The organism is Vagococcus sp. AM17-17, from assembly GCF_003471765.1.
Lineage (GTDB): Bacteria > Bacillota > Bacilli > Lactobacillales > Vagococcaceae > Vagococcus > Vagococcus teuberi.
Window position 1 is genome coordinate 1 of the sequence record NZ_QRJY01000011.1, and the last position, 24,770, is coordinate 24,770.

Consider the following 24,770-nt stretch of genomic DNA (forward strand, 5'->3'; position numbering starts at 1 on the left):
AAAAAAGAACAACACCAAACAGAAGTCGGTGTCTTTCAATGGCTCACGTTTTACGCTCACGACACCATCACAGTGTACACGATTGACACGTTGTTAGGTTATCTTGAAAAATTGCCACCACAAGCAACTATCACGAAAAAAACGGAGCTTGATGAATATAGTCCACTGTTTTTATCTATTGACGGTATGACAGATAAAGGGAAAACGTACCAATGGCTTGTAATAAGTGATTGTGTTGAATATGAAAAGTTTTTCGAGCCACAAGAAATTAGTTATACCACGCAAGCACTAGACAAATTGCTAAAAGAAATGGAAACGAACACGTCAGAACAGATTGAACGTGTTCACCAATGGCTTTGTAAACAAACCAATCAAGAACTATTTAAAGGCATTTTGACAGACGGTAAAAGCATTAAGGGAGCGTTAGACTATTGTTCAAAAAAGGCACAAGAACACGCAAAGAACGAGCAATTTGCCATGATTGAAGATGATACGGTGTATCAATGGATAATAGACTATTTCATTAACTATGAGTTACCGAAAAAACAAACAACTAAAAAGAAACCGACAAAAAAAGCAGATAAAAAACCAGTCAACAACGTTAAGCAAAAAGAACCAACAAAAACAGAGAAAGGAGCGAGCGAACAACAAATAGATTTGTTCGCCACAATCTAATGACGAACACATTATCTAAACAGATTGGTAAAACACTCACACCACCTAAAGCCTTTTTCAAGTGGTGTGAGAGCCAAATTCCTATTTATAAATGGCAAAACAAGAAACAAACGATACTTTCTAGTGAACGTGACACAGGTACTATTATTGAGAAACGTTTGACTAAAACATCTCGATTAGATTTTCCAGAAAAATTCTATCCGTTTGGTATCATTCTAGTAAGCAAGACACGAATTGAAATTCAATCATATGGCTACTGGTTAGACATCAAAGGTGGAAAAGAAAAACTGGAATATCGACTAACCAACTTCGAACGTTTTTCAAATAATGCCCATATCAAAGCCTACAATGGATATGATAACTGGTATAACGGACTAGTCGCAAACTACGGATATATGAGTAGTCCATACACCAACACTCTTTTTTATCCGAATGACTGGCAGTCAACACTCAAAAAAAACCAAGACATGATGTACCTTGATTTGCCACCTATTCAACGACAGAATATCGCAAGAATTTACAAGTACCGAGAAGAAATCGAATACCTACAAAAAATCGGCAATTATTCTCTATCAGAAAGTATTATGTTTACTGGTAAGTTGCCTTATGGAAATGATTATTTTAGTACGGTTGATATGAGTATCATCACTAAAAAATGGTTGAAACGTTACAAATCACTGTTAAAAAACTCTGATAAGTCATTCAATGAGATAATGCTACAAATAGACGTACAAAAACATCATGGAAAAATGGTAGACGGTGTCAGTCACTTAGTCCACTACAAACAAATGCGAAAGTTACCGAAAGCCATCAAACGAACGAAATTTTTAAATTATATTAAAAAACAAAAGTTCTCAAACTTTTCTATTAGTTACTATTTAGACTATATTAATATGTTGCAGGAACTAAGCACACCGTTAGATGATAGTATGGTGTTTCCAAAAGACTTACAAAAAGCTCATGATAAAGCAGTTGATACCATCAATCAGTTGAAACGTGAACTCAAACGTCAAACCTACGAAAAACGATTAAATCAAATCAAAAACTATGATAAAGAGATAGACGAGTTTGTGTTTCTTGTCCCTAAAGACCTACAAGAGATTGTTGATGAGGGAAACAAGTTAAGACATTGCGTTGGTAATCAAGATTATTTAGACCGTCATGCGAACGGTCAAACAACGATTGTGTTTATCCGTCAAAAAGACAAACCCAATAAACCATATTTCACTATGGAATATGCCAATCAACGTGTCGTGCAGATACAAGGCAAACGTAACCGAGAAGAAGTCCCAACCAATATCTCACAGGCAGTCGGAAAGTGGGAAAAACACATCAAAAAAATTAGTTAAAAAGAAACACTGTTTTTAGGACGTTGTCCTTAAAAAACAGTGTTTTGATTAACAAATCTCATCTATTTATGGTATAATCAATTTGTAAGGGACGTACGTGAATACGCCCCTAAGTAGAACCGTTAAAGACGGTAGCTGAATTAAGTTAAAAAATAACCGTAAAACTAGCCAAAGTTTAAATGACGGTTATTTTTTTTGTTCTTTTTTATATTCTACAATAGCTTTAACAAGATTGACAATCGCAGTAACTAAACTGATAATTGTCATTGTTAACGCTAAAATAGAGTCAAACAAAAATGCTACTCCTTTCTCTAGTTTTAGGAAGTACAATCATATGCACCACCTCACTTTCGATTAGGTGTAGCTACCGTCATTAACTTTTCTACTCTTTAATTATACCATAAACACACGTCAAAACCTAGTTATATCAAGGGTTTTGACGTGTCTCTTTTTGTGTCTGCCTGTGAGTCGCCTTGCTCCGACCGCCACCACCGCTGTCGGCGACTCAATGGAAAGCTCATTACTCAATCGCTTTCCACTCTTGATTAAAGCCCACTTTTGCTACCTATTCTAGACAATTGGGTAATGCTTTTCTAATGAAAAAATAACCATTGAAATGAACTGGTTATCAGGACAATCATCTAATTCAAGAAATACGTTACTTAATGGTTCCTTCATCCGTTGGATAAATTGACGCTCTTGATTACTAGAAAGGTGCTTTAAATGATATAGCACCCACAGAATGAAGTCTTCTTCGTTAATTTGAGTGATATCGTATTGTTGTGCTGCGATTGTTTTTTTTGACTGATTATCAACATTAAATAAGTCAATTGAAGAAAATCCTTTAACAAGCACCGTCGTATTGGTACTGACAAAGGGCTGATAATGACTACCGAATAGTTCTATCAGTTGAATCGCAATATCTCGCTTGAAAGTTTGTAGTCGTCCAGTAATCACAAAGTGATGAACTTGATTAACTGCTAAAATAATCCCACCTCCCAAAGAAATAAGCCTAAGCTAACTCCATTATAACTGGCGTGTAGTAAAACTGAAAACCAAAGTCGACCTGTTTTTAGGTAGACGTAGGAGTAGATAAGTCCTGCGACAAAATAAGGTACAAAGTAAACTTGCAAGTGACTAAAAGAAAAAAGTAAAGAAGAAACACAGATACTTGCTAGATATGGTAAATACCGATTGAAAAAAGTGATGGCTTTTTTCCGAAAGAGCCACTCTTCAAACAATGGCATGACACTGATAGACAACAACATGGAAAAAATACTAGGCAAGTCATTCGTATAGTAAGTTTGATCCACAGATGGAACTAACCAATCTCCTATTACAACGCAAAGGACTTGAGAAAAAATCAGAACTAAAAGAGATAAGACATAAAACACCATCAGTTGTTTTCTTGTAAAAAAATTATCGTCCGTATCCACCATCCAGTGTCACTCCTTCTCGCTTAGAAAAAGCGTCCTGTCGCAAAAAACGCAAGCTATCATTCCAATCCCATTTTTCAACAGATTCCATTCCATGAGGTTTTTGAGGTATCTCATTCGTCAACAAGTCTTTTTTGATACGTGTTAAACTATTCCAAAACTCATGACCAGCAGAATCATTGTCCACACAGACAGAGATACTTTTAGGTGCTTGATTCGTCTTATTATAGCTACGTTTGACATATTCTAGCATCTTATCTTCCTTGCCATTCTGAATGCCTTCCAAAGAAATTAACCAGGTATCTGTCATATCTTTAGGATGCAAAGTAGCGTAACTTAACGCGTCAATACTTGATTCGAAAAATTTTAAGTGCGACGGTTCACCGAATAGAACATTAAAGCCATGAGTGGAAGATGGAGAGTTTTTTTGAATTCCTTTCCAGCTACCACGCTCATATTTATCTGATTGTATCGTTCCTTGTTCAGTACACCCAACAATCTCACCATTATCATGCCAACAAAACAAGACGTTTCCTCGTTTGTCTTCACGAATGTAACCAGCATCATGAAGATTATCAACAAGAGTTTCATTGATACCACGCTCATTGACTAAATAATTTTTTGCTCGATGAAAGGTGTTGTTTTCTTTTGTTTTATCGTATTGATACGATTCTTTTTCAATCGACTGTCTCGTGATACGTTCAAATGACGGATCATTTAATAGCATTACGGCTTCTTTAAAATCAGTCACACCTAATACTTGTTGAACGAAATGAATTGAACTACCTCCTTTCATCTCAGAATTAGGGGCAAAATCATAGAAAGAATTGGTATCAGTAAAAATTGCGACACTCTTATTGTCTGTCAAACGATACTCTCTATTAGAATGTTTATAAGATTGAATACCATGAAACGAAGCAACATCTAATATACTGACATTTTTTGCCTCTTGAATGGCTTCTTTTGTTAAAGATAATGGTTTGACTGCTTCTTTTGATAATATCGGTGTTTGGTCATAGTCTAATGACTCATAACGAGTATGAATTTCCTCAATAAACGACATAGCAGTTTGATGAACGCCTTTAATTAATTCTCGTTTGTCTGCAATATCTTGACCATTATTTGTCCACTGTGCAATATAACCGATTGATTTTTCATCTGTGTCTAGTCCAAAGTGTTTTGAGACAACATTGGATACAAGCTCCGCTTGAAATTCGCGTTCAGGAGTGGTTAACCCATCTTTTGCATGATGAAGTTTAGAATGTGCCATTTCATGTATCAATGTGGCTAATTTATTACGTGGTTCTAGTCGTTGATTTAATTGAATCAACTGACTACCATCATTTCTCCTAATATATTGTCCTTTTGCGACTGTTTGAATCGGTTTCTCTTGAACAGGAACGCCATTTTGTTGACTAATATCTTTTAACGTTTGTAGCATCTTATCTTCGTTTCCTTCAAATGAGAAGTCATACTGTCGATTAGGAAAAATATTAGGTAAGTCTGCTGGCGTCGCATTCGTTTGAGAAATATCAAACACATTACCTAGCTTATAGGCCATTTCTTTTTTCATTGGTAATTTGTTTTCTTTAATTAATTTTCGTTCTTCAGGGGAGGTTTGATTGTAACGTTTAATATGACCATCTAGCCCCTCATAAACATTGTAGGGTGTTGGGACGAGAACTTTAATGGCTTTCTCTCCCTTATTAACGTGAAAACCTGCATCACTAAATGATTTAAAACTACCGACTGCCGTTGCACCCTCGAACTGGTCATGGATCAACAACTGATTTCTAAAAGAATACGTATGAAATTGTGACATGAAATCAAGTAATTCATTGATATCCGATTGATTTGTAAGGTAAGAATCAATTTTTTGTGTCGCACTGTCGATGTAATGGTTAATTTCTTGTCTAATTTCTTGTGGCGTTTTCTTTTTATATTGTTTTGGCATACAACTCTTCCTTTCTTATTTTAACTAAAAAAAGAAAAAGACATGTCCTAAATAATAGGAATATGTCTTTTAAAATAGTCATTTTGTTTATTCATTAGTTGGTACATCGTGAATAAAGGTATTTGTTTCTTGATCAAACAACATAATCACTGGATAGTTATGACTTGTTTCTAACGCTCGTTCTGCCTCTGCTAAAACAGAAGGACTAACCTTTATTCTTTTTCTAACACCTAACAAATCAAATGTTTCCACTTCAATTTCTTGTGTGTGATGATTAATTCGATGGACATATATTTCTGTTGGATACATTAATCTTCCCCTCCTTTCCCTATCAAATACCCTTCTTCTGTTTCAATGGATGTGACGGACTGTTTTAGTTTGATTCCACTAAATCGTGACTGAACGACAACATCATAAAAAGCATCTGTTGCGACTGGCCCTTCCCAATCTGTACTTAACCGACTGTAACTTCTTCCATCTAACTGTACGTCAACAAAAGGTAACCACTTTTTATTAATCTGCGTAAATTGGTTTGGAGAGTAAACGATATAATTTAGTTTAGAACGTTTAAAAAAGCCAAACTTGCTGGTAGGAGAAATAATATATAGGTCACGTAACAAGTACAATTTTTTAATGTAAATGAGACGTTTTAGAAAGAATCCAATGCCTAAAAAGATATAAAGAAAAAGGACTAATGCTGTCGGCGATATGTATATCGGTAACTGTATGATGCTGATCAGTATCAAACCATAAATAACATTTTTTACAAATGAGGCATAGTCCATTTTGTTAATATTAAAAACAAGAGTACAGGATAGGATACCAAAGAGAAAAACTTGAAAAAGTCCGTAAAGAACATTGGATACCTCATCAAAAAGTATCTTCTCTTCAGAAGTGGGGATACTTTGTCGTAGGTTATTAAGGACGTCAACTGGTATATAACATACCAGCATAAACCCAATCGTAACCAAGCAGGTATTTACAATAGCTAGTAAGAGTTTAGATAGTGCAATGGATTCAATTTGTTTAAACTCTTTTTGAGACATACGGTGTTTTAGTTTAGATAGTGTTGTTTTAATAGTTGTCATGGTTTTCCTCCTAATTTTAATAACCTAATTCTGCCTCGTGTTGTGCAATCGCCACTTTTCGATCTAAGCGTTCTTTCTCAAATTTGTTACGTTCCACGTCATAGTCTTTTTCGAGAAGTCGTGCCACTTTATTGACTGCTCGTTGTGAGTAGTCAATGGCAGATGGTCGGTAAGGTGTCGTATAGGATTTATCTAAATCTTTTTTCAAATAATTCAGCTCAGTCTGTGTGCCTCGTGTGACTTGTGACCGTTCAAAAACGCCTCGTTCAAACGTTTTTTGCTCACCAGTATTAGAATCTTTATAGGTATGAGTGATAAACGTTGGCTTTTCAAAAGTATTAGGTCGATAGCCTAACTTTACCCAATCCTCTAAGGGAAAAACGGTACGAGCATTTGGATGATTTTTTAAAATTTCGTCACGTTGTTCTTTTCGATAACGATAAATATTGGTAGGTAACTTGTTTGTGTCAGTGTTGATTTTTTGTGGTTGACTCACAACAGGTTCTTTCGTATATTGTGATGGAATCGACCATTCTTTTGTTTGAGAAATATCGTAAACATGCCCAACACCAAAATGTGATAACGTCTTACCGTTATCTTTCATAACAGGAACAGATATATCTAAAGGTTCTGCATTAGCTGTAATAAGTCGGCCTTGTTTATGCCAATAATGACGACTACCCACCATGCTAACATCTGGTATTTGTTCCTTTAATTTTTTTTGATTGAACTGAGAATAATGCGACAAGTTTGATTGAGGTTGATGCTTTATGGTTTGGTCGATTTTTTTTTCATCCGCAACAACATTAGGAGCAAATCGTTTCGCTTCGATTTGCTCCTGCTCGACTTGTTTTAAATGTTTAAGTAACGCATTTCCAAGACGAACATCCATGTCCGCCATCTTATTTTTAAAGTAATCCTCTTGCTTGTCGTTACGATACAAACTATTTCTAAATTGACTTTCTTCTTTAACGAGTTGTTTAAACGAATCAAATTCTTTATTGGTCTTTAATATCGTTTGAACGGCATCATTAATCTTTTCTTTCACATCACTTGATAAACGATTGTACTGCCATCTTTGTTTTTCATTTGGTAACACATCACGTAACTGATTCAATTTATCTTTTGCCAAATGGTCATGTGGTTGTTCTCGTATCGTCACAACTAATTGATTTCTTAATTGAGATAGTTTTTCCAATTCATTTGAACGGTCGATTAACTGATTGACAAAAGTTGCTTTCATTTGATTGATAGTTTTCTGCCTTTTAAATCCATTTCTTACTTCTTTTTTTTCACCAGTTTTCTTATCTGTAATAGAAATTAATTCTCGCGTATTTTGAGATTCAGTTGTTGAAAAATGAATGTGGAAATGGTCTGTATTGTAATGAATTGCCCCGACCCATTGACCAGTGTCTTCTAAGTTTTCTAATTCAAAATATTTCTTCATCATTAACCGACCAGCTTGTTTTAATTTTGTACTATCTAACTTTTTTGTATTTGGATCGTACACTCCCTGGTCAACTAAAAACTGTGTATCAAAAGAGACAACATCTTGAAAAAGAAATGCTCCATTCTTTGACGCATCAGCAAAAAAATCTTTGTAAAAATCTTTCTGTTCAGCAGTCAAAAAATCAGACTGTTTGTCAAATAAGCCACGAACTTCTAAATGTTTTTCTTGTGTAGAAGGAGTTGTCATCTTTCCTTCAAATTCGGTCAATTTTTTTTCAATCGTGTTTCTTTCAACTTGTTCCTTGTCAGAAAGAGTGGTTGTTTTTTCTAAGGCTTGTTGTCGCCCTAAATAATTTAAATAAGTCGAAAAATCATTCTCGTCAAGTTGCTTAATCATATCTAACGATAAGATGTCATGAGCTTCTTTCTCAATCCCTGCATCTAAGAACTTATCCTTATCAACTTGTCTGTCTTGCCTATCTAAATAATCGACTGCTCCTGTGTCATGACTCGTCACAAATTCAGATGTCAAAATAATGGATGGACTACTCATTGAACATCAGTCCGTTTTGTTTTCTTTTAATGTCCTTTTCACGTTCCTCGACTGCTTCTTCATATAAACGTGAAAGACGTTTGTCATGTTTTGTGGCACTCATACTTTCTGCCATAAACACCATTAAATGTGATAACACGTTGACTTCCTTATCAATCGAGTTGAGTTTTATTTTTAACTCGGTCTCTTGTTTTAATTTTTCATTGTAGTAGTCATGAATGATTTTCCGAACAGCCTCAGTATGTGTAGCAATATTTTCCTTCTCCATGATGTCTTCAATCATTTTTTGTGTTTCCTCTTTAATATAAATATTTTTTTTTCGTTCATAAGGTTTATCTGTCAAAATTAGTTGCTCCTTTCTTCGAATAGTTCTTGATAAGTTAATGCCAACATTGACACAGCTTCTGTTAGACTATCCATACGTTGACCGACCTTTTCAATTTCCGTTAGCTCATCCCTGAGTAAGTGATTATGATAGTGTTGATTTAATATCAACCCTATCACTTGATTAACAGAAACTTTGTTGTCATCTGACGATAGTTGGTCGGCACGTTCAACTAAAAATTGATACGTGGCTGGTTCAATATTTCGAACGGTTACTCGGTTATCTTTCATGTGTTAATCCCTCCAATGTATCTTGCTAATTAATTTTAAAGAGAAAGAGCATAATAGAACCCTGACGTCACTTTGTTCCTAATAGGCGGTGCCTATTGGGTTTCAAGCCATTTTTAGTGACGTCACTTTTATTTTTTTTAGAACATATTGGAACATACTTTAGAACATCTTAGAACATAGTTCAGAACATATCGGAATATACTTTATGGTACTTTAGAACATAGTTCAGAACATATCGGAACATACCTTAGAACATCTTAGAACATAATCTAGAACATATTGGAACATACTTTTTTTGCCTTAAAAAAGTGAATCAACCTGCGTTTTACTCTTTTCTAGCTCCTCAATTTGAGAATAATGTTCCTCAATTTCCTTTTCTTTCTGTGCAATTTGAGAGCGATAATCTTCTAATGTTTGTTTCGACTCCTCTTTTTCATCTGATACTTGTAGTTTCATATCCGATTCAATATTCGCGATTAAATTGTTCGTTTCTTTGATATCGGAACGTAACCCTTTAATCTCTTTTTTCAAAGTTTGAATTTCTAAATCGGTCTCTTTTAGCTGAGTATCAACTGCTTGTTCTTTGAAGTATTTTGTCTCTTCTTTGATTGGTTTATTAGTTGTTTGACTGTCTTTTGAATACAATTTTATTTCCGATTCGTAGGGGTCACTTTCTGGTGTTGTTCGACTTTTGACCACAATATCTGTTCGGACTGCTTCATATTCTTTTGGAACATTAGATACAACGATTGAAAAATAGCGTCGACCAATACGTGTTACTTTACTCTTTCGTTGTGTCGATAAATCTGTTTTAACCACACTTGTTGCGGTTAATTCTGTTTGATAATCTTCTTGTAATGAGCGGTCACCAGTCAACCATAAAATCAATTGATATCGTTTCGTATTTGGATCATAAAAACGATTAATTACTTTAAATTGACCGTTGGTACTGGACTCAATTACCTTACCGTTTTCAGTTGCTAAATACTTGCCTTCATTTGGATTAGTGATACTTAGTCCAATAATTAAGAGATACAGTGAGGCAATTACTGTAAGCAAAATCTTGTAGTAACGTTCATTGTTTTTCGTAAACTGATTCTTTTTTTTCGGTGTAAAACGGTCTAAAAATGTCATATATTTGCTCCCTTCTACTCCTTAAATTCAATGGTGTGTTGATCCCAAAGTGAGATAATATTATCTGTCATTTTGATATGTGTTAAGGCGGTATAGCTTAATTCGTCACGCTTTGGAAATTGATAAGTTAAATCATATCGAACAAGATAATCACCGTTTAAAGCAGAGTAAAAAGTAATGTTTTTAATAGAGACGGTTTCTTGTTCATCTACCATTTTATAGGTATGGTTGTGTGTTTCTTCTTCAGCACTTGCTGTTGTTTTTTCCGTTGTCTGTCTTTCAACTGGAGGGACAAGTTCCTCAAATACTTCTGGTGTCATGAGTGCTTCAATCGGTTTAAATCGATTATCTTTTGTTTTCGGTGTGTATTCAAACAAGCTATACAACACCTGGTTAATGACTTTTTTATCTGCTTCTACTTTCTCTAGTGCTGTCGATGTATTGGCATCTATATAATTGGTTAGATTCTGAATTTTTTTATCTTTTTTCTCGATATCTTTATCATATTTTTGTTGGATAGTTTCCACTTTTTCGGGTGTGGTAGTTAGTGTGTAAAATGCTAATCCATTCAACAACAAGCTACCTCCTAATAAAAGGATAACGAATCCCATCGCTCTGTTTTTCATGTATTTCCTCCTTAAAAAAATAAAAATATAGCTAACGGTTAAGGTAATTTTAGATAGGGTGCAGGGTCAACGTGATCACCAAACATAGACTTTCTTATTTCAAAATGAAGATGTATCCCTGTGCTGTCGCCTGTCGTTCCGATGATACCTAACACATCACCTTGTGAGACGGTTTGACCAACTTTTGCAATCAATTGACTTTGATGAGCATAGGCCGTCCATGTGCCATTATTATGTTGTAACACAATATAATTTCCGTAAGAATAATGGTACTCTGCCACTACCACCTTACCTGCCATACTCGCTAATATTTTTGTTCCAGCTGGTTGTGCAAAATCTTGACCTAGATGATATTCTGCTTGTCCTGTAATTGGACTGACACGATTTGCAAATGGACTGGTTACGACTGGTGTACCATCAAATGGAATTCGATATTCCCCACTTCCGACGTTCCCATTGCTACCTCCTTGTGCCGTTGGTAGATACTGTTTTACCAAGCCAACATAATGAAAGTTACCACCATTTAGATACAAGTAAGTCCGTCCATCAGCAAGTGATACCGCATTGACATAGTTGTATTTAGCTCCTGATGTATTTCCTAAAGACTTAGATACAACATCACGCGAAAAGGCTTCAGAAAGATTGGTACTATGTGTTTTTCCGTTCTTTCCAGCATAAGATATATAGCCACTTCCAAAGTTATATGCCTGTACCGCAACCCATACATCTGACCCTTGTGCTTCTGCTAGTTTAACGTTTGTCGCAAAGTATTTTATCCCTTGTTCAAGCGAATCAATTGGATTGGTAAAGCCATTCGGGCCCATTCCTGCGGACTTACTACTTTGCATAATGTCTAATCCATTTCCACCACTTTCCACCATGATAATACCGAGTAGAATATCAACGTATTTCGATACGTCATTCTTAGAGGCAATACGTGATACATCATTTTTCCAACGTAAGACGGATTCAGGCAAAGGCAAACCTCCGCCACCTACATTGTCCGACTCATCTGTTGACGTTGAGCCTGACGTAAACAAAATAAGGAAAATCACCCCAACCATGACAATACCTAATAACACAATGAGATTAGATACGATGAATAGGGCGACTTTCCATAATAAGCTAAATTTATCGGCACTATTTGCTTTACCTCGCAATAATTTTTGTAACTGATTCAAGGTTTTCATTGAAGTTCCCCCTCCTTTCGCAGTCGTTTTCTACGACTCCAAATCGAAGGGATAGTTCGACCCAATCGTTGAGAAATTTCTTCATCCGAGAGGGTCGTACTGTATTCCACTAACAACCTATCATCATCTTCTGTCCATTCTCGACGATGGCTAAAATGATAGGCTGAATCGATTTGAGCATCAGAACGTTTTTTCATTGAAACCATCCTTTCTATTCTTAATGGCCACCTGCGAAACGTTCCAATTGTTCAGCCGATGGATCAACATTTATCACGTAACTTTCGTTGTTACCAAAGCTAAAGAATGCTTGCCTTTTCTTCAGAGAACGAATGCTATCATAGTCTGATTCTGAGTACCCACTGCCCATAATTCGTTTCAGTTTACTGATAACCGAATCATCAGTATGTAAGAATATTTTTGTATTACACAACTCAAAAATCTGACTAATCTTTTGAACAGCTTCATCAGACGCATTCTCAAGTAATACCTCTTGAAAGGATTGAGTCATGAAATCAATTCCTGCCGAGAACTTACGCATTTCTTTTAAGAAGTCAATAATGACTTGTACGGCAAAGAGATTTTGTGTGTTCACGACATTTTGACACTCATCTAAAAAGAACTTAAAGAATACGACATCTTCTTCGTTAATTTGCTTTGTTTCCAACAAATATTTTTGTTTTCGTCCGTTCTTCATTGCTTGACTCCAGGTCATATTCAAAGCAGTAAATAACTGTGTTTTAAATATCTCATCGGGATAATTACTAATGCCATCAATGTCCCAAAAGACAACTTGTTCATTCCCTAAGTCACGAATGGTCGTATGACCATTAAACATATTGCCATTATCAAAAGCCATTGACTGTAAGACTTCTTTAAAATCTTCTAACGCTTGGCGTTTCATTGGAGTAACAGTTTTATATTCATTTTTTGTCAATTCATTTTCAAAAAAGTGATAAAATTGTTCCATGATTGGATACTCATTAGAGGGACGTCCTGTGATATGAATATCGTTTCTTTTTTGTTGGAAATTAGATGGTAGTAGTCCAAAATGAACATAGAAATTGTCAATAATTCGACCAATCGCTAATTTATCGACTGAACGAATATCAGGGTTCATGAATGATACCATCGCTAACAATTTAGATTTGTGTTGCTGATAGCTTCCTAATTCATCAATGTGTAAGCCTGTGGTGTCTGTTCGAGTCGCAAATACTTCTAAAGGGTTTAACATACCGTCTGTCCCCGATAAATCAATAATTGTTCCACCTTGCGAATCAATCAAACGATACCAGTCACGATTTTTTTCAATCCCATATATAATCGTATTTCGACCAATGAGACTATCCTCAATTAATTTTAATAACGTTGATTTCCCATACCCCATCATTCCAACACCAAACGAACTAAAGGACGCCCTAGAATCCGTCACACGAAATGGATCATAAACAAAAGCACCATCTGTTTCAGTCCGACCAATATAAGACCCTCTAGGGTCTATTAAGGACTGATGATTAAAGGGATACCCACCACCAATTTGTAAGGCAGTAACAGGTATCCCTTGTTTTCCACTTATTGTTTCTACATTTTCTTCGTATGACTCAAAGAGTGATAACCACTCTGCTTTTTCTTCAAACAAATAAATACTGGCAGAGTAGTCTAAACCACGTAACTTCGTTTGAATATCATACACACGTTCATCTAACTTTTCTAAATTATCTGCACTAATGAATAGGCGTAAATGAACTTCTTTCATGATTTCTCCACCTTGTGTAATCTCTAATCCTAGTTGTTCTAAATTTTTAAACTCAGATAAAGCATCATTTCTGGACGTGTAGGTTCGCTCATTTTCTGTTCGATCACTAAATTCTGACATCGATGTATTTAAACTTCTTATCGTTGTTTGCTTATCTGCCGTTGCAATGGCAATATGACAAATGGTATTTAGGTTTTCTACTAGTTGCATTAACCAAAAGATAGACAATCGTTTTGGTAACTTATAGACGTGCAATATGGCATAACATCCATCACCACCTCGTACGTACTTTGTAGGAAAGTCAATATTGCCCTTTGGATAGACACGTTGAACAAATTCGAAGTCATATCCCTCTTTCTCGTAACGTTTTATTTCTTTTGCAGTTATCACTGTATTTCCTCCCTTTTAAATTGTTGTACTTTACTTACATAGATTCATTGAATAGATAGTTTTGTTACTTTCTGAAGATAGACTATGATGAAAATAAAATTGGCAATACAAAGACGTAGAACTAAAAGTTCTTTTTATTAAATTTCTGTATTCATATTACACAACTTAAAGACTATCTTCTCCACCTCGTCTGAGGTTAAATAAGTGATTGAAAGATCTGAACTAAAGCGATTAATTAAGCGAATATTCCCTTCTAATTCATCTCGTGTCTCACCAAATACCATGAGAAAAAATTCTAGCTCTGGCAAGTTTTTTTCGACCCAAAAGAGTTTATTTAGGTTTTCTTGACAGCTTATTGATTGATACAAATTCCCTTCACTTCTTGCACGAATGAGATGTCGTTGCCAAAACTGGATATTTTTTTCTAATGCTGGAGGAAATTTAAGTGACACAATATTTAAACAATCAACATAGACCCTCAACAATGTCGTTAAACTATCCATTAAACGCGTTTGTTCCTTTTCAGATAAACTAAATACGTTTTGTGTCGAGATACGCAAATAGGCTTGATAGGTATCTTCTTTCGTTACTAAAAAAGAATCTTCCATACGTTTGTATGGAAAATCCTCTAAAATACTCGTTATGGCTTCTTTATTTCTTTTTGGTAAAGAAAATTTAGACTCCTTTTTTAATACATTAGCCATGATGTTGCTCCTTTCCCTTCTTCTTTATGAATAAAAAATCATTGCTTAAAAAGTGTCGCTTGTCCCTAAATAGAAATAACATTAACACACTAAAATTATTTCTATTCGGGTTATTCAATGATGGTAAACACATATACAAACACACTAATAGGTTTGTAATCTGAAACAAAATATATATTTTAGGTGCAAACTGGAGATATTTTTGAAGATAGTCTCCTGCAAAATAAGTTGCTCCTAAACAAGCAATGTCCATCACATAAAACACTGCAATCTTAACTCTTGCACGAATGCTGGTAATGGTTCGCATATTTTTATAGTTATCCATTCTTGCCTTTTTCCTTTCTATTTTTTATCAAAGAAACCGTCATATTTATTTGGTTTAAATTGAACGGTTGAAGCTGTCGGTTGTGAGGATTGTGTGGTTACTTTTGTTGGCTTTACTGATACTGATGACGACTCACCATTCTTTGATTGAGTGGACGTTTGTTGAGTAGTTGGTTGTACTGGACGATCACTTGTTGTGTTTGTACTATATTCAGGCGTAACCAATGGCATATCAGATGATGACTGATACTGTGTTTCTTCTATTGATGGTTGATAAGAGTCAATAGAAGCCTCTGATATCCCCTCTACATTAGAACCACTAGATGTTGGAGTATTAGCTTTTACAGGCTCATTGGTATTCGTTTTCGCTGATTCTTCTACGGAAGGTTGATAGGATTGAACCGTCGCTTTTGATAAATCATCCACATCTGAGGGACTAGGTGGCGTATTACTAAACCTCACCGGTTCATCATTAATGCTTTGTGCCGACTCCAAAGGTTTTTCTGATGTAGGTTGATTAGATTTTTGTAATTCACTCGCTCGTTTACTATGACCTGTAACAACGCCATCCATTTTTCCATCTTCAAAATTATTTTTCACTTCATTAAGTGGTGAAGTAACCGCACTCTTAGCTTGTCCAGCTTTGTCTTTCACTGTATCTGTCACAGCATCTTTTCCATCGGCTAGCTTATCTTTTACTGCACCACCAAATCCACGTTCAGAGACGTGACCCATCGCATTTCCAACACCGTTAGCGACTTTTGGTATTCCTTCACTCGCTTTTTGATAAGATTTTTGAGCGATGTCTTTTGTTCCTTTGGCAACATTACTAACGACTTCACCTGCTACTGGTGCAACTGCTTGACCAGCTTTCACTACACCTAACATTCCCATTGCACCAATAATGCCATCTTTCACAGATGTATTTATACCAAAATATTTTGCTACACTGTCTGAGCCTTTGATAAAACCAACTGCTCCTAAAACGCCGATAATAAAGAACGCAAATAAATTCACTTTTAAACCGACTAAATAGTTATAAAAACTATTGAATAAGACGGTACTTATACCAAGTGCTGCGATTGAAAAAATAGCTCCAAAGATATCTAACATCATCTGTTTTGATTTCTTAGCTGTTTCAATATCACTCATTAAGACAAGTGGTGCGTAAATTTTCATGTTCACTAAATCAACGATGATGATAATGAACTTACAAAACTGCATGAAAAAGAAAACCGTCAACACAATAAAACTAACGTTCATTGCACTGTTATTTGCACCATATCTGAACGTCCCTTCTTCAAATAGTGTAAACCAACCATTTTCTATGTCCTTTTCAGTCATTTTCCCTTGTGCATCTAATGCAATGTACTTACCTAGACTCTTTGCTTCATCATTTTTTGTACTAGAGGCCAATTTATTGATATCTTCAGGTAACAAAATTTCTTGAAAATCGACATACTTTAAGTTTTTTTCTGTGATTTTATTTTTCACGCTATCTGGATTCGATAGTGTGTCATACCCCTCACTGGCTAAATATTCTAAATCCGCAACATTCGTCCGAATGATATTAAATGCCACACTTTGATTTTTACTGTTCGATGTTCCTTCATCTGTCACCAATGACTTACTCTCATTGTAAAGTGTTTTATTTAATGCAACTGTTTTATTCATGATGCCAGGTAAGTTAATCATTAAACTGGTTAAAATAATGACGTAAAACACGCTATCTTTAATTTTAACTTTTTTTCCCATGATCAATTTATAGCCAAGATAGATAACCGTTAGAGCTAATACCGTCCACGATACAACCTGAAATCCTTTGTAAATTGCCCCAACTCGTCCACTATCTAAATAGCTAAACATCTTAAATGCGATGTCTATAAATCCTTCTGCTGCCGCACACATGTGATACATTGCCATCGTAAAGCCCCATTTAACGAAACTCCATATCCATGAGAACAAACTGGCATGCTCCACATAATCACTGTATTGTTGTAAAAATTCTAATGAACTCACAAAACCCCTCTCTTTCTAACTTAATAGTCTGTACTGCTCAATTAATGCCTCAACTTGCTGTCGTTGAGGTAACCGTCCTAGAAAGCTCTTAATTGTTACTTCGATATTGCCCTCAATCGCTTGAACAAACTTATCTCGGTCATCATCTTCAGGAATCATTTCCCATAAGATATCTTTAATTTTCATCAAGATATCTTCTTGTGTTTCTTCAGCGTCGATAACCTGTTCTACTCTTTCAAACTTGATATCTGATGACGTTGTTGTAGACAAGTTAAAGAACGGTACACCAATACTTGCCTTGATTTTGTTATAGTCCCATGACAATTTATTTAGGTCTAAATAACGGTGTGTACAAGGAGTATTTAGCTCCGACAATGGCGTACTCGTATCAATGTACTGACTTAACTCAAACGTATGTCTGAGTGGCATTGACGTCTCTTTTGTATTGAATATTGGGAACGGACGGACGATTTCCCCTTTATTATTCTTTCGATTTAGTCCTGCAATAACAATCGTTTCCCCTTCAAGTAATGTCTGCATACGTGTTTTTTGAATGAGTTCCTCACCTTCTACACGACGTTGACGACTTGCCTCTAACTTATTCGCCTTATCACTAATGGATTGTTCTTCAATCGTTTGTGACCCCAAAAGAGAATGAATGGATTTAACCGTATCATCATCTTTCGACATCACATAACAGGTGTTTTGACAATTATCGAGAATTAATTTTCCAAGTTCTTTTCCATGCTTCTCATAAAATTGGTTGTATCCTTGTACGAAAAAGTTCCATAAGATACCTCGTCCAAGTGAGGCAGTCACATAGTTTGGCATATCCGCAATCAATGCCATATTGCCATATTCTTCTAAAATCATATGTAATCGACGAAAGAGTTGATTGTTGTTATCTGAATAAGAACAAAGTTTAATTAGGAGTTGATAAACCTGACTTATCACAATGGATACCACAGGATGCAAACTCTTATCCTCGTCTGCCACGCACATATAAACAGAAATAGGATGGTCACAGTAACTCATCGTCACTCCTTTTAACAAGTCTCCTTGATTCGTCACTGTCACATCTACTCGGTAATCTTTCGTAAGTGTTGGATCATGCTGATAAATTTTATCAATCGTCACAATACTTTCTAAAGTATCTTGTTTCGTTGAATTAGGGTAACGAATAGTGACAGTATCGCCTTGCCTTAAATCGTAGTCATAAAAATACATGGCCATTCCACTAATAGTCGGTTCAACCACACGCTCGCCTAATAATTTAGACCCTCTATGAAATTGTAACGTCACTTTCTCATAAGCAAGGGATGGATCAAATTGAATCATGATGTCTTTTGGAAAACCAAGTTTTTTAAAGTCTAATGTATTTTGACTCGTTAATTTGGCAATGGATTTTAATTGAAATATTTTCAATCCTCGAATGGCCGTACTCATAATACTTCCCTTTTCTCTATCTCCTGCAAAGTTTGTCGATGAAAATTGAGCTTTGGCTGAGCTTCCTGCAGGTAGTTTCTCAAAATAGACATCCAGTGCATTGTATTCTTTTGGATCAAATTCTACACGCCACTTTTCTAATCCCATCTCAATCATGAATTGAGACACGTTATACAGTGTGACCTTTTCGTATTCTCCATCTTCTTCTGCCATTTCAAGAAATGAGAGAATCACCGCATTAACCACACCTTGTGCTGTTTCGTTAAAGTGTTTGCTTGTCCCTGTATCTTTACCAGTATTATATAAATTGTGTGTTAAAGAATTAATCAGTAATTCTGCTTGATCCTTTTCGCCTATTTGCCAGTAAAAAATAGCTGTCGCTAACAACTGAACACTCATTGACCGCATCGGGTCAATCAAATCAAGAGAATAGGTATCATAACCGCGTGATTCTAACAACCCTTGTGTCCCACGTAGGATTTCTTTTTTCACATCATTAATCATCATTGAGGCTTGTTTTCGTCCTCTTGATAAATTATCAATCAAAGCAAAAATATAAATTTCCGTTTTACCTGAACGAGAAATACCAATTACAACGGTATTAGATGTCGCTGTATCAATGTAATAATAAGCCTTAAAATGACTAATTGGCATGCCACCGTAGCCGTCAAATCGCTGACCAACATGTGGAATTTCTTTAAAATTCGACTGAATATCTTTAAGCTCTAAAAACTTCATGTCTCCTTTTTGCCCTCGATTTAACTGCTTAAATCTCATTGAAAATGACTGATAAAAATAAAAGCCAACAACAATAGAAATGAGTAACATCAGAAATAATATAATCAAAGGTAATGAATATACTCTGATTGTTGATAAACGCCACCACGTATCAGATTTAAACACTTTAAACACGCCTTCTTTGGCAATAACATGAGCAAATCCATTAATGGTTGACCCAACATACACCATGATAAAGAAGAAAAAACATGACACAGCGATACTCAAATAGCGTATCCACGACTTTACTTGACGTTGTTCTGAAGGTAGGTCTTGTCCATCAATTTTCCGACGGAATAATTGTCTAACTTTAGAAAAAACTGTCATATTTTTACCTGTTTTTTGTATTTTTGCCATTTTCTAACACCCTTTCTTAGTCATCTTTCAAGGCTTCCTTTGGCAAACGTAACTCACGATCTCCAGGTAAACGTGTTTTGGTATTAAGTTTTTTGTATTCTTCTATCATCTTTTTTTCATTTCCACTTAGAATCGCTTCATCTAAATGGCCGTATTGACTATCATGAGATTTATTGAAAGCAGTGAGTGATTTTAAGTCATTTGCCTCATACATCGCATTTTCAATCTTATCTAGTTCAGTACCATACAATTCAATCGCTCGATCATACTTCCCTTCATCTAACAGATTAGCGAGTGTTTCTTTACTGTTGACGACTTGTTGTTTCAATTGAGTATTCTCAGAAGAAATACCCTCAAGTGAACGAGTTAAGTCTTTTGTGCTTTCTTGTATCTTAACGATCTCAGATTGAATGGATTTTTTATCCTCTGTTGATTCATATAACTTAAAACCTAAAAATGAAACGGTTAAAACAGATACGACACCCACCGAGTACAACAAACGACGTAAAGTCGATTGATTTTCCACTGGAGGCGTTGGTTCTTTTGGTACTGTAACTTCTATTGTTTTAGGTTCATCTGTTTGTGTTGCCTTTAAAATTTGAGCTTGAATTAAACTCATCATCAACTCATGTTGGTCAGTCTGTTGTTTTGACTTTTGATTATTTTCATTAGCCAAAATATTGACTTCTTCCTCTTTAATATGTAACTCCTTTTCCTTCAATAACCTCTCCGCTTCTTTTTCTTTAGCCATTTTTTCCTGTTCTATTAATGAAAGAAATTCATTTTCTTTTGATACCAGTTCTTCCAGTAATGACTCGATGTACCTTTGTTGTTCTTTGCGTACCGTGTCAATTTCTTCTAGAATGGCTTCTTCGCGTTTAGCTAACAGCCTTTCTTTCTCTGACAACAACTGTACAGATAAATCATGTTGACGTTCAGATTGTAGCGTTGACCGATAAGAATTTAATTCGGTATGAATCGTCTCACTCAACGTATTTTTTAGTTGGTCTAATTTATCAGTTGCATAAACACCAAAGTCAGTGATAACTTGTTGTTTTTCTTCCGACTGTCTCGCTTTTAATTCTTGAATTTCACTATCATGTTTCACTTCTAACGCTTGTATTCGCTGATTTTCTTCCTTTTTCAATTCGTTCTTTAAATCATTTACCTTAGATTCATTTTTAATCGACCATTCTTTTTCTTTTTTTGTGACTTCCTGTGTCACAAATGTATTTAAATCATGGTCAGATAATCCACTGCTTAAATAAAGAGATTCTAAAGTTGATGTCAACGCCACTGATAATTGATTTAGGTTATCTGAGAATTGAACTTGTAACCGTTGAAATAACTGTCTGTCTACATGTTTTCTGATATATGCCAACTGTTTTTCTTCTAACGGTGTTGGGTTGATATCATTAATACCTAATGCATCCGACACTTTTTTTACTGGGTTAGATACAGCCTCAGTTAAATCCATTTCAACACTCGGAACATAACGATTTTCGTCTTTTGTTTGTAAAAATGAGGCGAAAGTTAACGTGGTTTCAACTGATTGAGACATGGTTTCTTCTTGTATCGGTTGATTCTGATTCGTATAATCATCTACTTGATATGTACCATTATTTGCTGGTAGATCGTTTTGAATTGGTTGATTGTCATCTTCTTGTAGCTCATCTTCCCAAACAGGTGTTGTTTGAGGTAACGTGCGTTCTTCCTCAATGACTGTTTCTTGTTTCTTTTTATTGTCACTATGTGATGAGGTTTGGTCAGTATCAGTTGAATAGGCTGGCTCTTTTGTTGATGATTTCTTTTCTTTTTTAGATGGTTTTTTTAATGATGACAACATGCCCGACACCTTTTTAAGTCCACGACTGTTTAATTCATCTGCCTGTTCTTGATAAGGCGTAATGTCTTCTGCTTCTTGATCCATCTGTTTCGCAAGTGATAGCGATAATTTTCTTAACTGTTCTGCTTCTTCAAAATCTGCCTCCTTTTCTGTCTGAATAATATCTTCATTCAATAAATACAAGAGTGAATGTTCACTGTTTCCTAGCTCTAGTTTAGGAAACGATATTTCTTGTTTTCCTTGCGTTAAATCAAGTACAGTTAACGATACTTCAATCCCTTTCTTCGATTGAGAAACTAATTGTTTAAGCTCACTGTCCATAGTTACTAACGGATAATAAGTATTAACTTTTACTGTCTGTCCTTTGATACGTGGCTTAATTGATGTCGCTTTTATGAGTAGACACTCCATCGTCTCATTCCTTTCTCCTAATTTTTATAAACAAAAAACGAAAACCTAAAAAGGTCTTCGTTTTCCTTATGATATTAAAATTTAGCTGCACCCTGTAAATAAGTTGCTAAAGCCATCGCTCCAAAAATGAGCAACGAACCAATGATAATATAAGGTAGTGCTGACTTTGCTCCTTCACGACTTTTATTTGAATACATAAACATGAACCCAATCACTATAACGGCAAGTGCAATTCCAATCGGGGCAATACTTTTTAATTTTTCGATTAAATCCTTACCCGTGTTAGTGATTGAACTCCAAAAATCATGCCGTGGTAAAATAAAACTCATTGCTTTCATCATTAAATACTGTTTCATTTTCTTACCTCATCCTTTCTAAAACTTTTGGAAGCTCTTTTTCTACATAATCGTTGCAAATCTTCTCTAAGATGATGGCTTCCAGTTGTGGATTTTTACCTTGTAGTAAATCAAATTGTTGCTTAGTTAGCTGGTCTTTTTTCCACTCATTGTAATCAACTCCTTTCTTCGCCAAAAGTTCCCAAGCAACGACTTCATACGGCTTGAGAGACTTTGGTCGATTCTTTTTTATTGGTTGGTTAGATGATGATTGACTCATTTTTTTCCTCCTAATGACTTAAATGTTGTTTTTAGGGTAAGTAAAAACCTATCTACTATTGATTCATATCAATTAAGAGATAGGTTTCTATTACTCTATTTAGTTTTGTTTATCGTGATTGAATATCAGTGTATTTTTATATCCGAAATCTTTGGTTTGATAATCATACTTCATAGCTTTTTAAGTTTTTTTCTCCGTATAAATATCCACTTTGTTTTAAGTGTTTCTCATTTTTAAAATATTTAAAAATGGTTTTTTCATTACCAAATATTTTTTTTTTACAAAAATTGCCACTTAAATCTTTCACAGTGATGATTCTTTTGTTCATAATTACCATCCTTTTTTGTGTTATAATTGTTTAAAAAACAAAGGGAGGATAACATGCCTATCAACTATTCCACTCCAAACTATGAATATATTGAGTTTAATTATGATGCTTTTTTTAATGATTTAAGCCACGTTGATTTCTTTAAAAATAAAGAAATAAATCATATTTTTTTAACTCATTGGAAAACACTTCTTGTAGAAGCAGACATTGATATTAAAGAAAACTTTCATTTACGTAACTATGAAACCACTGAACATTTTCCTACCCCACTATTTTTCTATACATCATTAATTGGGGCATCAGCAATTAATATAGATCGCTGTGAAGAAGAAATATTTCAACGACGTTTAAAACCTAATAAAATGGGATTAGAATATTTTTGTAAGAAAGAAGAATTTTTTAAATTAGATGTTCCTCCCTACGAGTTCAAGCATCCAATCTTATATAATCATTATCCATACAATCCTAATATATGGCCTATACCAGTTATTATCTTTGATACTGATTACTCGAATCATGCTGTGACTATTGATGGTAACCATAGAATTAGTTACTGCCTAAACATTAATAGTTCTCAAGCAGTCGAATCGTATATTGTAGATGAAAATTTCTTTAAAGATGAAAGTTTCTTTATGGATAAATACAGCTTTCTTTTATTTACATTTTGGAAAGAAATTCACTTTTTTTTAACTATTAGTAATAAGAAGAATCTTTTCTCGACAACAAAAAAGTATAATAGGCGAAATATCTTACAACACTCTTACCTATCCAATATTATCGAGTTTTAACTCTTTTACTTAATCAAAAGATGTAACGGAATCATTGAATATAACTGATGAATCGTCATTTTAGAAACTATACTAAAATTCATTATTATTTCTTCTTTTAAAAAAAAGGGGAGAACTTTATTATTTAACACACAGTTCAACCCTTCTTTTTGTTGAGCACACAAAATAAATTCTGTACTATGATCTACATTTGATAATTCAATCAACTCCCAATTATCAATCAACTCTTCTTGATACTGTTTGATTACTTTTTCTTCAATAGGTGATTGTGTTAACCACAATCCGTCTTTATAATGAGCAATATAAATCGTAGCTCCCCCCTTTCCACATCATAAAAATTCCTTTTCTTCGTACTCTTCCCGCATAAGAAAAGATTCTACTTGAGGTTTAGTCACTCCTTTGTATTTTTTCATCTCAATTTTGATAAAGACTTGCTTACCTTTTAGAAATTCATACGTTTGTCGATTAAATCCATAACTGATATCTGGTATTTCAACCTTGTTTGATTCGATACTAGCAAGCAAGTAATTCATATTAGATTGTGTGTACACCGTTCCAAACGTTAGAAAGTAAGACACTCGTTCACCCTGCACCCCTTCTAACGTTAAAACAAACATATCTTGTTTCTTTTTCGACTTTTCACGTCTCACGGATACAATTTTTGCCTGATAAACACCTTCTTCGAACTCTTTTGAAATCGTTCGACGTGGTATTGGACGTTGATATTTCATCCCTTTCCTCCTTGATATTTATTCCGCCTAGCCTCACCATAAGACCGTTTTAAGTGGTCACGCTCCGAACTAGAACGTGTACGTGCAATAATATGAATGTATTGATTGCCTTCTGTGACATAAACGTCCGATACACTCTTCACACGTAAATAATAGTTTTGATTTTTATCTAACTTAAATCCAATATCAAAAGGAGACTGTTTGAGAGATCA

At 34.9% G+C, this 24,770-nt stretch carries 25 protein-coding genes; 3 read left to right on the plus strand and 22 right to left on the minus strand.

Annotated elements, in window-relative coordinates:
• Both DW196_RS09280 and DW196_RS09285 read left to right on the plus strand, forming a co-directional pair.
• Positions 1-675, plus strand: a 675-nt coding sequence (locus DW196_RS09280) for a Cas9 inhibitor AcrIIA9 family protein (RefSeq protein ID WP_118251055.1), incomplete at its 5' end; no start/stop codon positions are given.
• Positions 675-2,024 (plus strand): PcfJ domain-containing protein, encoded by a 1,350-nt coding sequence (locus DW196_RS09285; protein ID WP_118251056.1) that lies wholly within the window; start codon positions 675-677, stop codon positions 2,022-2,024. The genes DW196_RS09280 and DW196_RS09285, both read left to right, overlap by 1 nt.
• 570 nt (positions 2,025-2,594) lie before the next feature.
• Here DW196_RS09285 and DW196_RS09290 read toward each other — a convergent pair.
• The 20 genes from DW196_RS09290 to DW196_RS11400 form a co-directional block, all read right to left on the minus strand.
• Positions 2,595-3,026 carry a BRCT domain-containing protein gene (locus DW196_RS09290; protein ID WP_158563565.1) on the minus strand — a complete coding sequence of 144 codons (432 nt, stop codon included), beginning with the start codon at positions 3,024-3,026 and terminating at the stop codon, positions 2,595-2,597.
• Entirely contained in the window at positions 3,005-3,463 is a 459-nt protein-coding gene (locus DW196_RS09295) for a CPBP family intramembrane glutamic endopeptidase (protein ID WP_118251058.1), read from the minus strand. Before DW196_RS09295 ends, DW196_RS09290 begins: the two co-directional genes overlap by 22 nt.
• Entirely contained in the window at positions 3,444-5,414 is a 1,971-nt protein-coding gene (locus tag DW196_RS09300; RefSeq protein WP_118251059.1) for a DUF3991 domain-containing protein, read from the minus strand. Before DW196_RS09300 ends, DW196_RS09295 begins: the two co-directional genes overlap by 20 nt.
• Positions 5,415-5,501: 87 nt before the next feature.
• On the minus strand, positions 5,502-5,723 hold the full coding sequence (locus DW196_RS09305) for a hypothetical protein (protein ID WP_118251060.1): 222 nt from the start codon (positions 5,721-5,723) through the stop codon (positions 5,502-5,504).
• The gene (locus tag DW196_RS09310; protein ID WP_118251061.1) at positions 5,723-6,502 is read right to left on the minus strand and encodes a hypothetical protein; all 780 of its coding nucleotides are present in this window, start codon (positions 6,500-6,502) and stop codon (positions 5,723-5,725) included. Before DW196_RS09310 ends, DW196_RS09305 begins: the two co-directional genes overlap by 1 nt.
• 16 nt (positions 6,503-6,518) lie before the next feature.
• On the minus strand, positions 6,519-8,504 hold the full coding sequence (gene mobP2, locus DW196_RS09315; RefSeq protein ID WP_118251062.1) for a MobP2 family relaxase: 1,986 nt from the start codon (positions 8,502-8,504) through the stop codon (positions 6,519-6,521).
• The gene (locus tag DW196_RS09320; RefSeq protein WP_118251063.1) at positions 8,497-8,847 is read right to left on the minus strand and encodes a hypothetical protein; all 351 of its coding nucleotides are present in this window, start codon (positions 8,845-8,847) and stop codon (positions 8,497-8,499) included. Before DW196_RS09320 ends, mobP2 begins: the two co-directional genes overlap by 8 nt.
• Positions 8,848-8,849: 2 nt before the next feature.
• Complete coding sequence (locus tag DW196_RS09325) at positions 8,850-9,119, minus strand: hypothetical protein (protein WP_118251064.1); 270 nt, start codon at positions 9,117-9,119, stop codon at positions 8,850-8,852.
• Between the two features lie 300 nt (positions 9,120-9,419).
• Positions 9,420-10,253, minus strand: a complete 834-nt coding sequence (locus DW196_RS09330; RefSeq protein ID WP_118251065.1) for a hypothetical protein — start codon at positions 10,251-10,253, stop codon at positions 9,420-9,422.
• Positions 10,254-10,267: 14 nt separating this feature from the next.
• Positions 10,268-10,879: a hypothetical protein gene (locus DW196_RS09335; protein WP_118251066.1), complete on the minus strand. Its 612-nt coding sequence runs from the start codon at positions 10,877-10,879 to the stop codon at positions 10,268-10,270.
• 38 nt (positions 10,880-10,917) lie between these two features.
• Positions 10,918-12,069 (minus strand): lysozyme family protein, encoded by a 1,152-nt coding sequence (locus tag DW196_RS09340; RefSeq protein WP_118251067.1) that lies wholly within the window; start codon positions 12,067-12,069, stop codon positions 10,918-10,920.
• A gap of 217 nt (positions 12,070-12,286) precedes the next feature.
• Positions 12,287-14,212 (minus strand): VirB4 family type IV secretion system protein, encoded by a 1,926-nt coding sequence (locus tag DW196_RS09350; RefSeq protein ID WP_118251069.1) that lies wholly within the window; start codon positions 14,210-14,212, stop codon positions 12,287-12,289.
• Positions 14,213-14,349: 137 nt separating this feature from the next.
• Entirely contained in the window at positions 14,350-14,916 is a 567-nt protein-coding gene (locus DW196_RS09355) for a hypothetical protein (RefSeq protein WP_118251070.1), read from the minus strand.
• On the minus strand, positions 14,909-15,241 hold the full coding sequence (locus DW196_RS09360) for a hypothetical protein (protein WP_118251071.1): 333 nt from the start codon (positions 15,239-15,241) through the stop codon (positions 14,909-14,911). The genes DW196_RS09355 and DW196_RS09360 overlap by 8 nt, the downstream gene beginning before the upstream one ends.
• Before the next feature lie 17 nt (positions 15,242-15,258).
• Entirely contained in the window at positions 15,259-17,259 is a 2,001-nt protein-coding gene (locus DW196_RS09365; RefSeq protein WP_118251072.1) for a pLS20_p028 family conjugation system transmembrane protein, read from the minus strand.
• A 15-nt stretch (positions 17,260-17,274) separates the two neighbouring features.
• The gene (locus DW196_RS09370; RefSeq protein WP_118251073.1) at positions 17,275-19,839 is read right to left on the minus strand and encodes a type IV secretory system conjugative DNA transfer family protein; all 2,565 of its coding nucleotides are present in this window, start codon (positions 19,837-19,839) and stop codon (positions 17,275-17,277) included.
• Positions 19,840-19,855: 16 nt separating this feature from the next.
• Positions 19,856-22,096 (minus strand): phage tail tape measure protein, encoded by a 2,241-nt coding sequence (locus tag DW196_RS09375; protein ID WP_118251074.1) that lies wholly within the window; start codon positions 22,094-22,096, stop codon positions 19,856-19,858.
• 74 nt (positions 22,097-22,170) lie between these two features.
• Positions 22,171-22,452 (minus strand): TrbC/VirB2 family protein, encoded by a 282-nt coding sequence (locus DW196_RS09380; RefSeq protein ID WP_118251075.1) that lies wholly within the window; start codon positions 22,450-22,452, stop codon positions 22,171-22,173.
• A gap of 4 nt (positions 22,453-22,456) precedes the next feature.
• Complete coding sequence (locus tag DW196_RS09385) at positions 22,457-22,711, minus strand: DUF5415 family protein (RefSeq protein ID WP_118251076.1); 255 nt, start codon at positions 22,709-22,711, stop codon at positions 22,457-22,459.
• Positions 22,712-22,874: 163 nt separating this feature from the next.
• On the minus strand, positions 22,875-23,039 hold the full coding sequence (locus DW196_RS11400) for a hypothetical protein (RefSeq protein ID WP_158563566.1): 165 nt from the start codon (positions 23,037-23,039) through the stop codon (positions 22,875-22,877).
• 53 nt (positions 23,040-23,092) lie between these two features.
• Between DW196_RS11400 and DW196_RS09390 the strand changes: the two genes are divergently transcribed.
• Entirely contained in the window at positions 23,093-23,827 is a 735-nt protein-coding gene (locus DW196_RS09390; RefSeq protein ID WP_118251077.1) for a hypothetical protein, read from the plus strand.
• A gap of 5 nt (positions 23,828-23,832) precedes the next feature.
• On the opposite strand, the gene DW196_RS09395 is transcribed toward DW196_RS09390, so the two are convergent.
• A complete protein-coding gene (locus DW196_RS09395) occupies positions 23,833-24,108 on the minus strand; it encodes a hypothetical protein (RefSeq protein ID WP_118251078.1) in 276 nt (91 codons plus the stop codon).
• A gap of 48 nt (positions 24,109-24,156) precedes the next feature.
• Positions 24,157-24,558, minus strand: coding sequence for a type III secretion system protein PrgE (locus DW196_RS09400; RefSeq protein WP_118251079.1), 402 nt, complete (start codon positions 24,556-24,558; stop codon positions 24,157-24,159).
• Between the last annotated feature and the right edge of the window lie 212 nt (positions 24,559-24,770).